Origin of the sequence: Mycobacterium paraintracellulare (assembly GCF_000276825.1) — a bacterium.
In the GTDB taxonomy this organism is placed as follows: Bacteria; Actinomycetota; Actinomycetes; order Mycobacteriales; family Mycobacteriaceae; genus Mycobacterium; species Mycobacterium intracellulare.
Genome location: NC_016948.1, coordinates 5,051,076 through 5,067,054, shown reverse-complemented (window position 1 = coordinate 5,067,054; position 15,979 = coordinate 5,051,076). Strand labels below are relative to the sequence as shown.

General features: G+C 69.5%; 13 protein-coding genes, 1 tRNA gene and 1 pseudogene. 10 read left to right on the top strand and 5 right to left on the bottom strand.

Going from position 1 to position 15,979, the window contains the following annotated elements; genetic code table 11:
• Positions 1-248: 248 nt before the first annotated feature.
• Positions 249-322: transfer RNA gene (locus OCQ_RS23580), tRNA-Gly, on the bottom strand.
• A gap of 175 nt (positions 323-497) precedes the next feature.
• Here OCQ_RS23580 and OCQ_RS23575 point away from each other — a divergent pair.
• The 7 genes and pseudogenes from OCQ_RS23575 to OCQ_RS23545 all read left to right on the top strand — a co-directional run bounded on the left by OCQ_RS23575 (position 498) and on the right by OCQ_RS23545 (position 8,956).
• Positions 498-1,133 carry a hypothetical protein gene (locus OCQ_RS23575; RefSeq protein ID WP_179960093.1) on the top strand — a complete coding sequence of 212 codons (636 nt, stop codon included), beginning with the start codon at positions 498-500 and terminating at the stop codon, positions 1,131-1,133.
• Positions 1,134-1,162: 29 nt separating this feature from the next.
• Complete coding sequence (gene dcd, locus OCQ_RS23570; RefSeq protein WP_008261591.1) at positions 1,163-1,735, top strand: dCTP deaminase; 573 nt, start codon at positions 1,163-1,165, stop codon at positions 1,733-1,735.
• 48 nt (positions 1,736-1,783) lie between these two features.
• A pseudogene (locus tag OCQ_RS23565) lies at positions 1,784-4,056 on the top strand (DUF7159 family protein).
• Positions 4,057-4,226: 170 nt separating this feature from the next.
• The gene (locus OCQ_RS23560) at positions 4,227-5,333 is read left to right on the top strand and encodes a DUF7159 family protein (RefSeq protein WP_008261587.1); all 1,107 of its coding nucleotides are present in this window, start codon (positions 4,227-4,229) and stop codon (positions 5,331-5,333) included.
• A gap of 164 nt (positions 5,334-5,497) precedes the next feature.
• On the top strand, positions 5,498-6,958 hold the full coding sequence (locus tag OCQ_RS23555; protein ID WP_420029192.1) for a DUF7159 family protein: 1,461 nt from the start codon (positions 5,498-5,500) through the stop codon (positions 6,956-6,958).
• A 96-nt stretch (positions 6,959-7,054) separates the two neighbouring features.
• The gene (locus OCQ_RS23550) at positions 7,055-8,380 is read left to right on the top strand and encodes a UDP-glucose dehydrogenase family protein (RefSeq protein ID WP_008261583.1); all 1,326 of its coding nucleotides are present in this window, start codon (positions 7,055-7,057) and stop codon (positions 8,378-8,380) included.
• A gap of 114 nt (positions 8,381-8,494) precedes the next feature.
• Positions 8,495-8,956 carry a TauD/TfdA dioxygenase family protein gene (locus tag OCQ_RS23545; RefSeq protein WP_014385948.1) on the top strand — a complete coding sequence of 154 codons (462 nt, stop codon included), beginning with the start codon at positions 8,495-8,497 and terminating at the stop codon, positions 8,954-8,956.
• Between the two features lie 18 nt (positions 8,957-8,974).
• Here OCQ_RS23545 and OCQ_RS23540 read toward each other — a convergent pair whose 3' ends face one another.
• A complete protein-coding gene (locus OCQ_RS23540; RefSeq protein ID WP_014385947.1) occupies positions 8,975-10,297 on the bottom strand; it encodes an MFS transporter in 1,323 nt (440 codons plus the stop codon).
• 239 nt (positions 10,298-10,536) lie between these two features.
• Positions 10,537-11,193: a class I SAM-dependent methyltransferase gene (locus OCQ_RS23535; protein WP_014385946.1), complete on the bottom strand. Its 657-nt coding sequence runs from the start codon at positions 11,191-11,193 to the stop codon at positions 10,537-10,539.
• Between the two features lie 100 nt (positions 11,194-11,293).
• Here OCQ_RS23535 and OCQ_RS23530 point away from each other — a divergent pair, with 100 nt between their 5' ends.
• From OCQ_RS23530 to rfbA, 3 genes are read left to right on the top strand one after another with little or no spacing between them, the layout of a single operon-like run.
• Positions 11,294-12,049 (top strand): maleylpyruvate isomerase family mycothiol-dependent enzyme, encoded by a 756-nt coding sequence (locus OCQ_RS23530; RefSeq protein ID WP_014385945.1) that lies wholly within the window; start codon positions 11,294-11,296, stop codon positions 12,047-12,049.
• A 29-nt stretch (positions 12,050-12,078) separates the two neighbouring features.
• Positions 12,079-12,453 (top strand): nuclear transport factor 2 family protein, encoded by a 375-nt coding sequence (locus OCQ_RS23525; RefSeq protein WP_009954015.1) that lies wholly within the window; start codon positions 12,079-12,081, stop codon positions 12,451-12,453.
• 34 nt (positions 12,454-12,487) lie between these two features.
• Entirely contained in the window at positions 12,488-13,363 is an 876-nt protein-coding gene (gene rfbA / locus OCQ_RS23520) for a glucose-1-phosphate thymidylyltransferase RfbA (RefSeq protein ID WP_008261569.1), read from the top strand.
• Here the strand turns inward: rfbA and OCQ_RS23515 are convergent.
• Positions 13,360-14,625 (bottom strand): YibE/F family protein, encoded by a 1,266-nt coding sequence (locus OCQ_RS23515; RefSeq protein WP_014385944.1) that lies wholly within the window; start codon positions 14,623-14,625, stop codon positions 13,360-13,362. The two genes, rfbA and OCQ_RS23515, sit on opposite strands and share 4 nt — an antisense overlap.
• Positions 14,626-14,657: 32 nt before the next feature.
• A complete protein-coding gene (locus tag OCQ_RS23510) occupies positions 14,658-15,962 on the bottom strand; it encodes a pyridoxal phosphate-dependent aminotransferase (protein ID WP_008261567.1) in 1,305 nt (434 codons plus the stop codon).
• Positions 15,963-15,979 lie beyond the last annotated feature (17 nt).

Genomic DNA, 15,979 nt, shown 5'->3' with positions numbered 1-15,979 from the left:
ATGGTGGCCAGCGGTGAGACTTAGCAGCGGTCGTTGCCCTAGCGCCGGCATGGACAGCCGCGCCGTGGGTGCCGTATCACGCCGCCAACGTTATGTAGGGCCGAGCAAACGGGACTAGCCATCGCGCGCGGCTCTGTGGCCAGACTGCGCATGGCCCGCCGATCGCCGTGGCGTCGCCTCGACCAAGGAAGAGATTCGGTGCCCGGGCCGCGCTGCCCAGCATGTGAAAGCGTTACCGCTGGTGGATGTGGAGCCGATGACGGGAATCGAACCCGCGTATTCAGCTTGGGAAGCTGATGTTCTGCCATTGAACTACATCGGCACAGTCGCCTCAGAAGGCTAGCATCCAGCACCGCGCCCGCCGGCGCGCCCAGGAGGCCTGACCTCCCCCGGCAACCGGGTCCTAAGAGCGGACACGCGAAATCTAAGACGCCTATCTAACTATTCTCATAACGCTCAGATTTATTATTTCGTTATCGCAACGTAATGTGCTCCGGGTGGGTCGACACGAATTAGCCAGGAAGCGACGTAAACCGTCAGTGGTCCTGGCTGCGGTGCTCGCCCCCGCGGCGGTGTTCTTCGCGGTGTCCGCCGACGTCCATCCATTTGCACCGCACAACCAGGCCAAACCCGTTATCAGCGAGCCCGCCCCCTGTTGCGTGCAAATCGTGACAGCCGCGTCGAAGCGGCCCGCTAAAGCGCTGGTTGACGGCGAGCCCGCCGCGGCATCGCGCTACCACACGCGATCGCGCTTCCTGCCCGCCGGCGTCGCGCCGGAGCAGGGCCTACAGGTCCGCACGATCTTGGTCGAGCGCAGCATCAGCGCGGAGTTCCCCCAGATCCACGAGATCGGTGGGGTGCGGCCAGATTCGCTGCCCTGGCATCCCCGCGGGTTGGCGCTCGACGTCCTGATCCCCAACCCCGGCAGCGCGGAGGGCATCGCGCTGGGAAACTCCATCGTCGCCTACGTGATGCAGAACGCCACCCGGTTCGGGATCCAGGACGCGATCTGGCGCGGCGTCTACTACACCCCCGGCGGAGCGCAGGCCAGCCGGCTCGGCCACTACGACCACGTGCACGTCACGACCACCGGCGGCGGATATCCGACCGGCGACGAGGTCTATCTCCGCTGAACCCGCTGCCCAGCAGATAGGCTCGTCGCGTGCTGCTCTCCGATCGCGACCTCAGGGCCGAAATCAGCGCCAGCCGGTTGGGCATCGACCCCTTCGACGACGCCCTGGTGCAGCCGTCCAGCATCGACGTTCGCCTCGACTGCATGTTCCGGGTGTTCAACAACACCCGCTACACCCACATCGACCCGGCCAAGCAGCAGGACGAGCTGACCACCCTTGTCGAGCCCGTCGAGGGGGAGCCGTTCGTGCTGCATCCCGGCGAGTTCGTGCTCGGCTCGACGCTGGAGCTCATCACGTTGCCCGAGGACCTCGCGGGACGGCTGGAGGGCAAGTCGTCGCTGGGCCGCCTCGGCCTGCTGACGCATTCGACCGCCGGCTTCATCGATCCCGGCTTCAGCGGTCACATCACCCTCGAACTGTCCAACGTCGCGAACCTGCCGATCACGCTGTGGCCGGGCATGAAGATCGGTCAGCTGTGCATCTTGCGGTTGACCAGCCCGGCCGAACACCCTTACGGCAGTTCGAGAGTGGGCTCGAAGTACCAGGGCCAGCGAGGACCCACGCCGTCGCGCTCCTATCAGAACTTCATATCGTCTACATAGGTTCTGCGGGGCCCGCTCGCCCCCGTTCTGCGCGATACTTAGTTAGCCATGGTTTTTACCTCCGCCTGGCCGTGGTTCACCGCAATGCCTTTGGAGGGGTTTGTTTTGGATATCGTGCTCGGGGTGTCGATGGCACCGTCGTCGATCCAAATGGTTGTCCTGCAAGGCGAATACGCCGACGGCGCCACGGTAGAAGAGGACGCGATCGACGTCACCGGCGCCGACGACGCGGCGACCGTGAGCGCGTCCGACCGGGTGATCTCGGCGATCTTGGGCACCCGTGAGGGTGCCGCCGATGCCGGCCTCGAGCTGTCGTCCATCGGGGTGACGTGGACCGATCAGTTCGAAGCTGCCGCCCTGCGCGACGCGCTGACCGCTCACCGGCTCGACAACGTGATGCTGGTCTCGGCGTTTCTTGCCGCGGCGGCGCTCGCGCAAAACGTCGGCGGCGCAATGGGTTACGAACGCACCGCCGTACTCCTGGTGGAGCCCGATACCGCCACGCTGGCCGTCGTGGAGACCTCCGACGGCTCCATCCCCGATGTGTACAAGCAGCAGATCCATGCCGAGTCCTACGGCGCCGCCGCCGAGCAGCTCAGCGGAATGGTCGCCGGGCTGGAGAAGCTGGAATACCGCCCGGACGGGCTGTTCGTGGTGGGCTCGGGCGTCGATGTCGCCCCGTTGAAGCCGGCGCTGCAGACGACGACGGCGCTCGACGTGAGCGTGGCCGAGGAGCCGGAGACGGCGCTGGCCCGCGGCGCGGCGCTGGCGTCGGCGAATGCCCCGCTGTTTGCCTCCTCGACCGCCGCGCTGGCCTATGCGCAGGACCCCGGCACCGGCGCCGTCGACCAGCACTCCCTGCCCGAGTACCTCTATGTCCCGTTCGGTCCCGACGCCGGCGACGACGAGCTCGCCTACAGCGCGGTGGCCGATGAGGACGCCGACTCGCCGACCGTGGTCATCGAACGGCTCTTCCTTCCCGAAGAGAGTCAGCCGCAGCGGCGGCCGGCGCTGCTGATCGGCAGCGGGCTGGCGGTGGCTGGCATCAGCGCAGTGTTGGCGCTCGAGATCGCGCTCGCGATCGGGATCCGCACGACGGGCACCGTCGCGTTGCAGCCCACCCCGAACCAGCACCTGATCGTTCCCACCGAGCAGGCGCCGGCGCCGGTGCAGGCGTCCGCGCCGGAGGCGAAGATCAGCCTGCCGGCCCCGGTGGCGGCCCCCAAGCCGTTGAATCCCCCGGTCGCGGCCCCGCTGCCCGCGCCTCCGCCGCCGGAAGCCCCTCCCGTACCGGCGGCGCCGCCGGTGGTCCCCGTTCCCGTCGTGGTTCCGCCCCTGCCAGTCCCGGTGCCGGTGCGCATCCCTGTTCCCAACCCGGTGGTAAGGCCGCCGCTGTTCGAGGCACCGCCGCGCGTGTCAATCCCTCAACCGGCGCGGCCGCAACCGCCGGTGCAAATTCCTCAGCCGCCGACGCCCCCGAAGGTGGGCGGCACCGTTCCGCAGTCGCCGCCGCATCAAACGCCTCCCGGTGAAGGCACCCCGCCCAAGCCGGGCGCTCCGGGTAACTCCGGTGGCGGTCACGTGCCGACGCCGGGTTCGGGGGGTTCCGGTGGTGGGCATGTCCCGACGCCGGGTTCGGGTGGTTCCGGTGGCGGCCACGTGCCGACACCCGGTTCGGGTGGTTCCGGTGGCGGCCACGTCCCGACGCCCGGGTCGGGCGGCTCCGGCGGAGGCCACGTGCCGACGCCCGGGTCGGGCGGTTCCGGTGGCGGCCATGTCCCGACGCCCGGGTCGGGTGGTTCCGGCGGTGGTCACGTGCCGACGCCCGGATCAGGTGGTTCCGGTGGTGGCCATGTCCCGACGCCGGGTTCGGGTGGTTCCGGTGGTGGCCCATGTCCCGACGCCGGGTTCGGGTGGTTCCGGTGGTGGCCCATGTCCCGACCCCGGGTTCGGGTGGCGGCCATGTCCCGACGCCCGGTTCGGGTGGCGGCGTACCGAAGCCTGGTGGGGGCGGCCCGGGCGGACTCGGCGGCGGCCACGCTCCTGCGCCCGGCGGCGGACTTGGCGGCGGTCACGCTCCTGCGCCCGGCGGCGGACTTGGCGGCGGGCACGCTCCTGCGCCCGGCGGCGGATTTGGCGGTGGCCACGCTGCGCCGGCGCCTAAAGGCGGCGGTGGCTTCGGCGGCGGGCATAGCGGCGGTGGCCTGGGCGGCTTCGGCGGCGGCCACAGCGGCGGCGGCCTGGGCGGTTTCGGCGGCGGTCACGGTGGCGGCGGTGGCTTCGGCGGCGGTCACGGTGGCGGTGGCGGCGGCCACAAATAGCCTCGGTTTGCCGAGCCTCCTCCCACCAAGCGGCGCATGGGGCACAGCTTCGGCGGTCACGGCCACCGATAACTCAGCAGGCTAGGGTGGCGTCGCGAACCCCCATGCGGCGCCGGCGCGGCTGTGCTGGCGCAGCACAGCAACCAAGCGTCTGGCGATTTGGAGGAGCGGTGGAGGTCGTACTCGGTGTGTCGATGGCACCGGAGACAGTCCGCATGGTGCTCGTCGAAGGCGCTGCCGCGGGCGGGGTGACCGTCGATCAGGACGGCTTCGACGTCGTCGGCGACCCGACCCCAGCTGCCGCCGCGGATCACGTCGTCGCGGCCATTCTCGGCACCCGCGACAGCGCGGCCCTGGGCGGTTACCAGCTCAAATCGAGCGGAGTGAGCTGGACCGACCCGGCCGAGGCGGCGGCCCTGCGAGATGTGTTGGCGGCGCGCAGGATCGAGAACGTGATGCTGGTCTCGGCGGTGATGGCCGCCGCGGCGCTGGCGCAGGCGATGGGCAGCGCGACCAACTGGGCCCGCACGGCGTTGCTGCTCGTCGAACCCACCAGCGCGACCCTCGCGGTCGTCGACACCTCCAACGGGACCGTCACCGACGTGCACCGGCACCCGCTGCCCGGCCGCGACGACGTCGCGCTGGCGAAGCTGACGGCGATGGTCTCGGGCGCCGAATCAATGCGGGCGCGGCCTGACGGGCTGTTCCTCGTCGGCTCGGACGTGGACATCCCGTTGATCAAGCCAACGCTCGAGGCCGCCACGTCGCTCTCGGTGACCACGCCTGAGGAACCCGAGATGGCCCTGGCCCGGGGTGCCTCGCTGGCCGCGGCGAACGCACGGTTGGGCGCGCCGCGGACGATCACGATGCCGTCCGCGCGGATTTCCTCGACCGAGGCGACCGGGTCCGCCCACAACCCCGACGCGCGGGCCGCCCGGTCACGCGAGCGGCACAGCCGAAAGCCGGCGGCCACCGTCGCGCTCGTGATGACCATTTTCGTCACCGGCTTCGTCGCGTTGGCGCTCGCGCTCGTCTTCGGCCGCGATCCGGACACGGGCCAACCACCGGAGGTCAGCACGAACGTCGTCGCTCCGCAGGCCCCGTCGCCCCCGAACACCGGCCCGCCCCCGCCGCCGCCCCCTGCGCCGGCGCCGCCCGAAGCCCCGACGCCCGAAGCGCCCCAGGCACCTGCGCCGTCCCCGCCGCAATCCGGCGACCACCCACACTGGGACGACTGGCTGCATCGCCATTTGGGGCCCGATTTTCCGGTCCCCTAGCCCCGCCGCGGACGGGTCCCGGCCCACCCCCCGGCCGCCGAACACGCGTAAAATCGGGGCACTAGGGGAATAACGGTGGGGACTCAGCGATGTCACGCGCCATCATTTCGTGCGACGGCGACGCCCTCACCGCGAATGACTAGCAACCGACTATTGGAGGAGCTTTGGACACCGTACTTGGTGTGTCGATGGCGCCGACCGCAGTCCGGATGGTGCTGGTCGAGGGGGAAAACGGCGACGGTGCGACCGTCGATGAAGACAATTTCGACGTGACGACGTCCACTGACGCAGCAACTGTCACCGCCTCGGACCAGGTAGTCTCCGCCATCTTGGGGACGCGTCAGGGCGCGGCGGAGGGTGGCTACCAACTGGCGTCGACCGGGGTCACCTTCACCGACCCCGTCGAGGCGGCCGCGCTGCGCGACAAGCTCGCCGCCCACAAGGTCGAAAATGTGATGCTGGTCTCGGCCTTCCTGGCCGCGGCCGCGCTGGCCCAAGCGGTCGGCCACCGAACCAACTACGCGCAGACCGCGCTGCTCTACATCGAGCCCGACACCGCAACGCTGGCGATCGTCGACAGCGCCGACGGATCCATCGCCGACGTCCGGCGCCAAGTCCTTCCCGAAGACGACGAGGCGGCCGTCGCCGAGCTGACGCGGCTGGTCTCCGGCGCGGAGAACATGGAAAGCCGCCCGGACGCCGTGTTCGTCGTCGGCTCCGGCATCGACATCCCGCTGATCAAGCCCGCGCTGGAGGCGGCGACCACCCTGCCGTTGACGGCGGCCGAGGAACCGGAAACGGCGCTGGCCCGCGGCGCCGCGCTGGCGTCGGCGCATGCCCCGCTGTTCGCGTCGTCCACCGCGGCCCTGGCGTACGCGCAGGATCCCGGCACCGGCGCGATCAATCCGCTGGCCGTGGCGCCCGGCTACTTCGACGCACCCGGCGACGCCGGGGTGGATGCCCTGGCGTACAGCGCCGTGCCCGACGACCCCGACGACTTCTTCACCGGCTCGCAGACCGCCGCGACCGAGCTCGTCGGCGCGGACTATCGCGGGCGCAACTTCAGGTTGGTGGGCAGCGCCGTGGCGGCGGTCTTCGTCATCGGCGTGGTGGCGCTGGTCGTCTCACTGGCCATCGCCATCCGCCCGACGGCGAATGTGCGGCCCAGCCCGAATGAGAACGTCGTGGTCGCGCCCACTCGGCCCGCCCCGGCGCCCGCGGCCCCGGCTCCGGCGCCTGCCCAGGCGCCGGCGGCTCCCGCGCCCGCCCCGGAGGCGCCGGCGCCCGTTCCAGAGGCTCCCGCGCCGGCTCCGGCCGCTCCGGCTCCGGCCCCGGTGGCGCCCGCGCCGATTCCGGTTCCGGCGGCCCCGCCGCCCGCTCCGCCGCCGGTCGCGCCCGTTCCGGTGCCGATCCCGCTGCCGATCCCAGGCATCGGCGGTCCGCCCGGTGGCGGGTGGGGCCCCGGTCACGGCGGAGGCCACGGGGACCACGACGACGGCTTCCCCGGTGGCCCGCGCGGCGGCTTCGGCGGCGGGCCGCGCGGCGGTTTCGGCGGTGGCCACGGTCACGGCGGATTCGGCGGGGGTGGCCCACGCATCAACATCCCGGGCATCCCGGGGATTTAATAGGCCGGCGGAGCGGCGGCCACCCGTCATCTTCCGTTTGCCTCCCGCTTAGCCCGGCGACGCGGTTAGCTCATCGGGGTCGCTTACACCAGTGGTATGCGATGCACCGTGTTCGGCACGGGATACCTCGGTGCCACCCACGCGGTCGGGATGGCGGCGCTCGGACACGACGTCCTCGGGATCGACATCGACCCGGGCAAGGTGGCCAAGCTCGCCGGGGGTGACATCCCCTTTTACGAGCCAGGCTTGCGAAAGTTGTTGAACGAGAACCTGGCTGCGGGTCGGCTGCGGTTCACCACCGACTACGACGCGGCCGCCGACTTCGCCGACCTGCACTTCCTGGGCGTGGGCACACCGCAGAAGAAGGGCGAATACGGCGCCGATCTGCGCCACGTCTATGCCGTGATCGACGAGTTGGTGCCCCGGTTGACCAGTTCGGCGGTGTTGGTGGGCAAATCGACGGTCCCGGTGGGCACCGCGGCCGAGTTGAACCAACGCGCCGCCGCGCTGGCGCCGCGCGGGGTGGACGTCGAAATCGCCTGGAATCCGGAGTTTCTGCGCGAGGGCTACGCGGTGCAGGACACCCTGCGCCCGGACCGCATTGTGCTTGGGGTCCACCAGGATTCGGTGCGCGCCGAGGCCGCGGTTCGTGAGCTGTACGGTCCGCTGCTGGACGCGGGGGTGCCGTTCCTGGTGACGGATCTGCAAACCGCGGAGTTGGTCAAGGTCTCCGCCAATGCCTTTCTGGCGACGAAGATCTCGTTCATCAACGCCATTTCCGAGGTGTGCGAGGCGGCCGGCGCAGACGTCAGCCTGCTGGCGGATGCGCTCGGATACGATCCCCGCATCGGACGCCAATTCCTCAACGCCGGTTTGGGTTTCGGCGGTGGCTGCCTGCCAAAGGACATCCGGGCATTCATGGCGCGCGCCGGGGAACTCGGGGCCGACCAGGCGCTGACGTTTCTGCGTGAGGTGGACAGCATCAACATGCGTCGCCGCACCCGGATGGTGGAACTGGCCAGCGCGGCGTGCGGCGGGTCGCTGCTGGGCGCCAACGTCGCGGTGCTCGGCGCGGCGTTCAAGCCCGAATCCGACGACGTGCGCGACTCGCCCGCCCTCAACGTGGCGGGGCAACTGCAGCTCAACGGCGCCGCGGTCAACGTCTATGACCCCAAGGCGCTGGACAACGCGCAGCGCCTGTTCCCGACCCTGAACTATGCGGTCTCGGTCGAAGAGGCCTGCGAGCGCGCGGATGCCGTGCTGGTGCTCACCGAGTGGCGGCAATTCGTCGAGCTCGATCCCGACGACCTGGCCGACGGGGTGCGCGCCCGCGTCATCGTCGACGGCCGCAACTGCCTGGACACCGCCCGGTGGCAGCGGGCGGGCTGGCGGGTGTATCGGCTCGGCGCGCCGCGACCGTAGGGACACAAGAGCGGGCTTTCCTTCAGTTCGATTTCAACCCCTCTCGCGGGATCGGATCGTCGTTACCCTCAAAAGTCCGACACCGTAGGTGTCTACCAAGGCCTTTCACAACTGGTGCGTGGCTTCATCGACGGGCTTCCCGGCGAGCACCGGTTCGGTGCCACGCTGGCATTCGAACGCAGCGCCGAGAAGATCGGCGAGCTGGTTCGCGGCAAGCCGTTGGCGGCAATCCATCCGGTGGTGCGGGTGCACCCCGAGACCAACGAGCGCGTGGTGTATGTCCACCAGTTCTTCACCAAGGAGATCGTCGACCTGTCCCCGCGGGAGAGTCGTCACGTCCTGGACCTGTTGTTCGAGCAGATCTCCCGCCCGGAGTATTCGGTTCGATTCAAGTGGGAGCCGGGAAGCGTTGCGTTCTGGGACAATCGGGCCACGTTGCATCTCGCGCCGCGCGACTTCGAGCATCTCGATCACGAGCGCGTGCTGCATCGGATCACGCTGGTCGGCGACATCCCGGTCGGCCCGGACGGGCGCCCATCGGAGCCGTTGGAGGGCCAGTTCTTCGGGGCCGCCTGACAGGGCGTGGGCCCGACCTCACCGGCTCCGGTGCGACCACAGCAGGCCGAGCACCCCGAACGCCGCCACCGCGGTGGTGGTCAGCGCTACCGGCCACAACGCCCCGCCCACGTGGGCGACCACCGAGGTGAGCAGCAACGGGATGAGTCCGCCGATGATGGTGGAACTCTGGCCGGACAACGACATTCCGGTGTAGCGGACCCGGGCCGGGAAGGACTCGGCGAGGTATTTGGGCAACGCGCCCCACACGACCCACATCGGCGCGCCGATCAAGGTCTCGGTGATCAGCAGCGCCGCCACCGTCGACGAGGCGGAGAGGACGGCCAGCAGCCCCGCCGTCGGCAACACGAGCAATCCGAGTAGGCCCGCGCGGACCACCCTCGGCGCGCCGACCCGATCGGCGAGCCAGCCGCCCAGCAGCGTCAGCACCCAGAACACGGTGACGTGCACGGCGGAGATTCCCAGCAGCACCGACGAGGCCGGCCGGGCACGGCTTTTGGTGCCGTAGCCGGTGAGAAAGACGGTCTCGACGAAGAACGGGACGGTCACGCCGCCCAAATAGACCCCGAAGCAGACCAGCATGGTGCGGCCGTGCTGACGAACGGCCTCGCGCAACGGGAAACGCGACAGTTCGCCGCTGCGGTGCAGCGCGGTGAACTCCGGCGATTCCATCACCCGCAACCGGATGAACAGGCCGACGACGCTCAGCGCGATCCCGAACAGGAACGGCACCCGCCAACCCCACGTCACGAAACTGTGTTCGCTCAGCAACGAGGCCAGGATGAACAGCGAGCCGGTGGCCAACCCCTGGCCCAGCGTCGCCCCGGTCTGCACCAGCGATCCCCAGAAACCGCTGCGGTGTGGCGGGCTGGTCTCGGTGACCACCAGGACCGCGCCGGCCCATTCGCCGCCGAGCCCCACCCCCTGAAGAAACCGCAACAACACCAGCAGCGCGGGCGCCGACCACCCTATCGCGCTGTAGCTGGGCAGCAACCCCATCAGAAACGACGGGATGCCCATGATCAAAAGCGTTGCCACCAGCATCTTCTTGCGTCCAAGGCGATCACCCAAGTGCCCGAAGACGACCCCGCCCAAAGGGCGGGCGACGAACCCCACCGCGAAAGTGCCAAGTGCGGCAAGCACTCCGGCCGTGGCCGAGGCGCGCGGGAAGAACAGCGGACCGAAGACCAGGGTGGCCGCAAAGCCGTAGAGGAAGAAGTCGTACCACTCCAGCACGCTGCCGGCGAGACTGGCCAACGCCACCCGGCGCATGCCCGGGACGGGTGCCGCCTCTGCGGGCGGGGTCACCGCCCGGGTGCTTTCCTGCTCTGCGATCGTCATCGAGGTCTCCGAATGGTCGGCCGGTCAAGCTCCGCGCACCCGCGCCGGCGATCGAAATGACCGGCGCGAGTGGGGCATCGCGGCGAGTACGACCGTCCGGAGCCCCTGCCCAGTTCAGCGCCATCGGGCGCGATTGACGACGGTTGAAATCAGCTTGAAAGCAACTGATTACGCGGCACAACCCGATTTCGGAGGAACCCGGCGCGCGTCACCGTCATGAAATATTTTGCGGCTCGGCGCTATTGGCCGGCCCGGGCGTGCAGCATGGCTCGGGGGTATTCCCCGCCATCTTGAGAAAGGTCGATCCGAACGTGCTCGAACCCGGCCGCCCGGAGCGCGTCGGCCACCGGAGCAGCGTCGGAGAGCGCGCGAAACGGCAACGCGGCGGCGACGTCGTCGGCGTAATGGTGGCCCGCCACGTGCGGGTTCAGCGAGACGTCGGCGATCAGCGTCGCGTCCGGGGCCAACACCCGCCGCCACTCCGCGAAGGCCTTCTCCGGTTCGAGCAAGGTCCAGATGAAGTGCCGCGCCGTCAGCGCGTCGAAGCTGGCGTCGGGGAACGGCAGCTTTTCGGTGACACCCTCCACGAACTCGACAGTCGCGGCGGTGGCGGCGGCCTTGGCGCGGGCCCGGGCCAACATCGCCTCGGAGGCATCCACGCCGGTCACCCGGTGGCCGAGCTCGCTCAGCAACAACGCGACAAAGCCCGTGCCCGTGGCGATATCGAGCACCCGCGAACGCTCCGGGATTGCGCTCAGCGCCGCCGTCCACAGTCGACGTTCCGGCTCCGAGGAGATACCGTGCGCGGCCCGCTGGTCATATTCCGAACCCTCGCGCTCCCAAAACGCGCGGATCGCCGCGTGCGCGTCCGGGAGGCCCGCGCTGTCAGCAAGCACGGCACCTGGTCCATCGCCTCGTCATCGACGACAGTCTGCAGGGCGCGGGATCCCCACGGCAAGGCGAGCGGGCGCGGCCCACGCGAGTAGCCTGACCGGCGTGGACTATGCCGGCGCATTCCTCGACGAGAACCGGGCTTTCGCGGAGCTGTTCGACGGTGCCGACGAGTCCACGCCGGTGCCCACCTGCCCGGAGTGGACCCTGCGGCAGCTGTTCCGCCACGTCGGGCGCGGCGACCGTTGGGCGGCCCAGATCGTGCGCGACCGGCTCGAGAGCTACCTCGACCCCCGCACCGTGGAGGGCGGCAAGCCGCCGCCCGACCCCGCCGACGCGATCTCCTGGCTCCACGGCGGCGCCCAGCGGCTGGTGGACGCCGTCGAGCTGACCGGGGTGGAGACGCCGGTCTGGACGTTCCTCGGGCCGCGCCCGGCGAACTGGTGGATCCGGCGCCGGCTGCACGAGGTGGTCGTGCATCGGGCCGACGCCGCGATCGCGCTGGGCACCGATTTCGCCCTCGAGCCCGACATCGCGGCCGACGGGATCACCGAATGGCTGGAGCGGGTCGCGATCCAGGCGGGCGGCCAGGGGGCGCCGCTTCCCCTCGAGGACGGGACCACCCTGCACCTGCATGCCACCGACGCCGGCCTCGGCGAGGCCGGGGAGTGGACGGCCGCCGTCGATCAGGGCCGGGTCACGTGGTCGCACGAGCACGGCAAGGGCAGCGTGGCACTGCGCGGCGGCGCCACCGAGCTGCTGCTGGCGATTTTGCGCCGGCGCCCGCTGGCCGACACGGGCGTCCAACTGTTCGGGGACGAAGCCGTGTGGGAGCGCTGGTTGGACCGTACGCCGCTCTAGCCGCGGCGCCGCACGGTAATTTGCACACCATGACCACATCGGAGATCGCCACCGTTCTGGCATGGCACGACGCCCTCAACGCCGCGGACATCGAGACCTTGGCCTCCCTGTCCAGCGACGACATCGAGATGGGCGACGCGCACGGGGCCGCACAGGGCCACGAGGCGCTGCGCAGCTGGGCCGCCTCGCACCGGCCGGCGACCGAGCTCGGCCGGATGTATGTGCACGACGGTGTCGTCGCCGTCGAACTCAAACCCGGCAGCACCGGCGATCCGGGGGCCGCCACCGACGCCGCGCTGACGTTCCGGGTGGTGCGCGACCACGTCACCTCCGTGTTCCGGCACGACAGCCTGGCGTCGGCGCTGGCGGCCACCGAGCTCACCGAATCCGACGCCGTCGACTAGGGCCAGACCAGGACCACAGGCACAGGAGCTATCCATGCGCGGAATCATCTTGGCCGGCGGGTCGGGCACCCGCCTGCATCCGATCACCACGGGCATCAGCAAGCAGTTGCTGCCGGTCTACGACAAACCGATGGTCTACTACCCGCTGTCCACCCTGATGATGGCCGGAATCCGCGACATCCTGGTGATCACCACCCCGCATGACGCGCCGGGATTTCAGCGGCTCCTGGGCGACGGCTCGCAATTCGGCGTCAACATCACCTACGTGACACAGGACCGGCCCGACGGTCTGGCCCAGGCGTTCGTTTTGGGCGCCGACCACATCGGCAACGAGTCGGTGGCTTTGGTGTTGGGAGACAACATCTTCTACGGACCGGGACTGGGCACCAGCTTGCGCCGATTCCAAACCATAAGCGGGGGAGCGGTTTTCGCGTACTGGGTGGCCAACCCGTCGGCCTACGGTGTGGTCGAATTCAGCGACGACGGCCTGGCGCTGTCCTTGGAAGAGAAACCCAAGACACCGAAATCCAACTACGCGGTGCCGGGTTTGTACTTCTACGACAACGACGTGATCGAAATCGCCAAGGGGCTCAAGAAATCGGCGCGCGGCGAGTACGAGATCACCGAGGTCAACCAGATCTATCTCAACCGGGGCCGGCTCTCGGTCGAGGTGATGGCCCGCGGCACGGCCTGGCTGGACACGGGCACGTTCGACTCGCTGCTGGACGCCAGCGACTTCGTCCGCACGCTGGAACGACGCCAGGGCCTCAAGGTCAGCGTGCCCGAGGAGGTGGCGTGGCAGCAGGGCTGGATCACCGATGAACAATTGGCGCAGCGCGCGCACAGCCTGCTCAAGTCCGGGTATGGCTCCTATCTGCTGAACCTGTTGGAGCGGAGCCGGTTTCACTAGGCCGGTAGCGGCGGCCCGCTGCGCGCGGCTTCGCCGCGCTTGCGACCGCCGCTAGGCTTCGCCAGCACCGCCGCGATCCCCGTGGTCAGCGGCACCGACAGCGCCAACGCCATCCCGCCCACCGCCGACCGGGCGATCTCGATGGCCACGCTCTCCCCGGTCAGCACGTCCGTCAGCGAGCGGTTGGCGACGCTGAACAGCAACAGCAGCGGCAGCGAACTGCCCGCGTAGGCCAGCACCAGCGTGTAGACCGTGCTGGCGATGTGATCGCGCCCCACCCGGATGGCGCCCACGAAGATCGCTCGCCGCGAGCCCCCGAGGCGGGCGAGCTCGAACACCGTCGAGGACTGGGTCACCGTCACATCGTTGAGCACACCCAGCGACCCGATGATGAAACCGGCCAGCAGCAGGCCACCGATCGACACGTTGCCCAGGTACGCGCTGACGGTGGTGTTCTGCTCGTCCGACAGACCGGTGAGATGCGCCAATTGTATTGCCGCCCAAGATAATCCGGCTGCGAGCAGCAGGGCCGACAGGGTGCCCAGCAGCGCGGCACTGGTCCGCAGGCTGACCCCGTGGGCCAGATAGATGACCGCGTAGAGGATCGCCGCCGACGCCACCAGCGCCACCGGCACCGCGGGGGCGCCGTCCCGCAGGGCCGGCAGCAGAAACATGACCAGCACCACGAACGCGACCAGGATGCCCACCAGCGCGAGCAGCCCGCGCCAGCGCGCCACGGCCACGATCACCACCGCGAACGCGATCGCCAAACCGACCAGCGCCCAACCCCGTTCGAAGTCGTAGAACGCGTAGCTGGTGGCGCCCTGGTCGTCGACCTGGCGCACGACCCGAATGCGGTCGCCCACCGCAAATTTCGGTTGACCCGGCCCAGGGGAGGACTCGAGCAGGGTGGTGGCGCCCGCGTTCGGCCCGGAATCGACGGCGACCTGGGTCAACACGCAGCGCCCGGCGCCGGGCGCTGCGGGCTGGGGCGGGCCGGTGAGGACCTGACTGACCGACGGGCTGCCGCAGTCGCCCAACCCACTGGACAGCACGTGCCCGGCCTGCGTGCTCACCGCGCCGCCGGACGCGTTCTGCAGCGGCATCGGGATGTCGACGCGCTGCCGACTAGGCCACAACAGGATCGCGCCGACGGCCACCGCCACTCCGATCGCGACCAGCAGCCCGACGACGATCCTGGCGGGCAACGGATCGATGCCGGACGGGCCCGGCGGCAGGCTGTGCGAGTGGGAGTGCGTCACCCGGTCGAGCGTAGAGGCGTTTTCCTGGGTGCTTACTGGCGATAGGCGACGAGGAAGTTGCCCAGCCGCTCGATGGCCGCCGCCAGATCGCGGGCCCACGGCAGGGTCACGATGCGCAGGTGATCCGGTGCGGGCCAATTGAAGCCGGTGCCCTGGGTGACCAGAATCTTCTCCTGCAGCAGCAAATCGAGGACGAGCTGCTCGTCGTCGTCGATGTCGTAGACCTCGGGGTCCAGCCGCGGGAAGGCGTAGAGAGCGCCGTCCGGCTTGACGCAGGACACCCCCGGAATCTCGTTGAGCTTGGTCCAGGCGACGTCGCGCTGCTCGAGCAGCCGGCCGCCGGGCAGGACGAGGTCGTCGATGCTCTGGTAGCCGCCCAGGGCGACCTGGATCGCGTGCTGCGCCGGGACATTGGGGCACAGGCGCATGTTGGCCAGCAGGTTGATCCCCTCGATGAAGCTGCCGGCGTGGTCCTTGGGCCCGGTGATCGCCAGCCAGCCGGCCCGATACCCGGCCACCCGGTAGGCCTTGGACAGCCCGTTGAACGTCAGGCACAACATGTCCGGCGCCAGCGAGGCCAGGTTGATGTGCTTGGCGTCGCCGTAGAGGATCTTGTCGTAGATCTCGTCGGCGAGCAGCAGCAGCTCGTGCTTGCGCGCCAATTCGACGATCTGCGTGAGCACTTCGCTGGTGTACACCGCGCCGGTCGGGTTGTTCGGGTTGATCACCACCAGCGCCTTGGTGCGGTCGGTGATCTTGGACTCCATGTCGGCGATGTCGGGCTGCCAGCCCTGCGTCTCGTCGCACAGGTAGTGCACCGGGGTGCCGCCCGCCAGCGACGTCGACGCCGTCCACAGCGGGTAGTCGGGTGACGGGATCAGCACCTCGTCACCGTTGTCGAGCAGGGCCTGCAGCGTCATCGTGATCAGCTCGGAGACCCCGTTGCCCAGGTAGACGTCGTCGACGTCGAAGCGGGGGAATCCGTCGACCAACTCGTAGCGGGTGACCACCGCGCGGCGGGCCGGCAGGATGCCCTGCGAGTCGGAGTAACCCTGCGCGTACGGGAGGGCCTGGATCATGTCGCGCATGATCACGTCGGGCGCCTCGAAGCCGAACGGCGCCGGGTTGCCGATGTTGAGCTTGAGGATGCGATGACCCTCGGCCTCCAGCCGCGCGGCCTGCTGATGTACCGGGCCGCGGATCTCGTACAGGACGTCCTGGAGCTTCGACGACTGCGCGAAAGTGCGCTGCTGCCGGTGATGGGCCGACGGGTGCGGTGGCAGCTGATGAGGCAGCTGGTGGGTGGTCACATCACCAATGGTGCCATCACTGTCCACTGAAATTTGCTGTCAAG

Excerpts from the sequence above, each read along its gene's own strand:
- OCQ_RS23540 (WP_014385947.1), bottom strand. The coding sequence starts at position 10,297 with ATGACGATCGCAGAGCAGGAAAGCACCCGGGCGGTGACCCCGCCCGCA.
- OCQ_RS23550 (WP_008261583.1), top strand. The coding sequence starts at position 7,055 with ATGCGATGCACCGTGTTCGGCACGGGATACCTCGGTGCCACCCACGCG.
- rfbA (WP_008261569.1), top strand. The coding sequence starts at position 12,488 with ATGCGCGGAATCATCTTGGCCGGCGGGTCGGGCACCCGCCTGCATCCG.
- OCQ_RS23525 (WP_009954015.1), top strand. The coding sequence starts at position 12,079 with ATGACCACATCGGAGATCGCCACCGTTCTGGCATGGCACGACGCCCTC.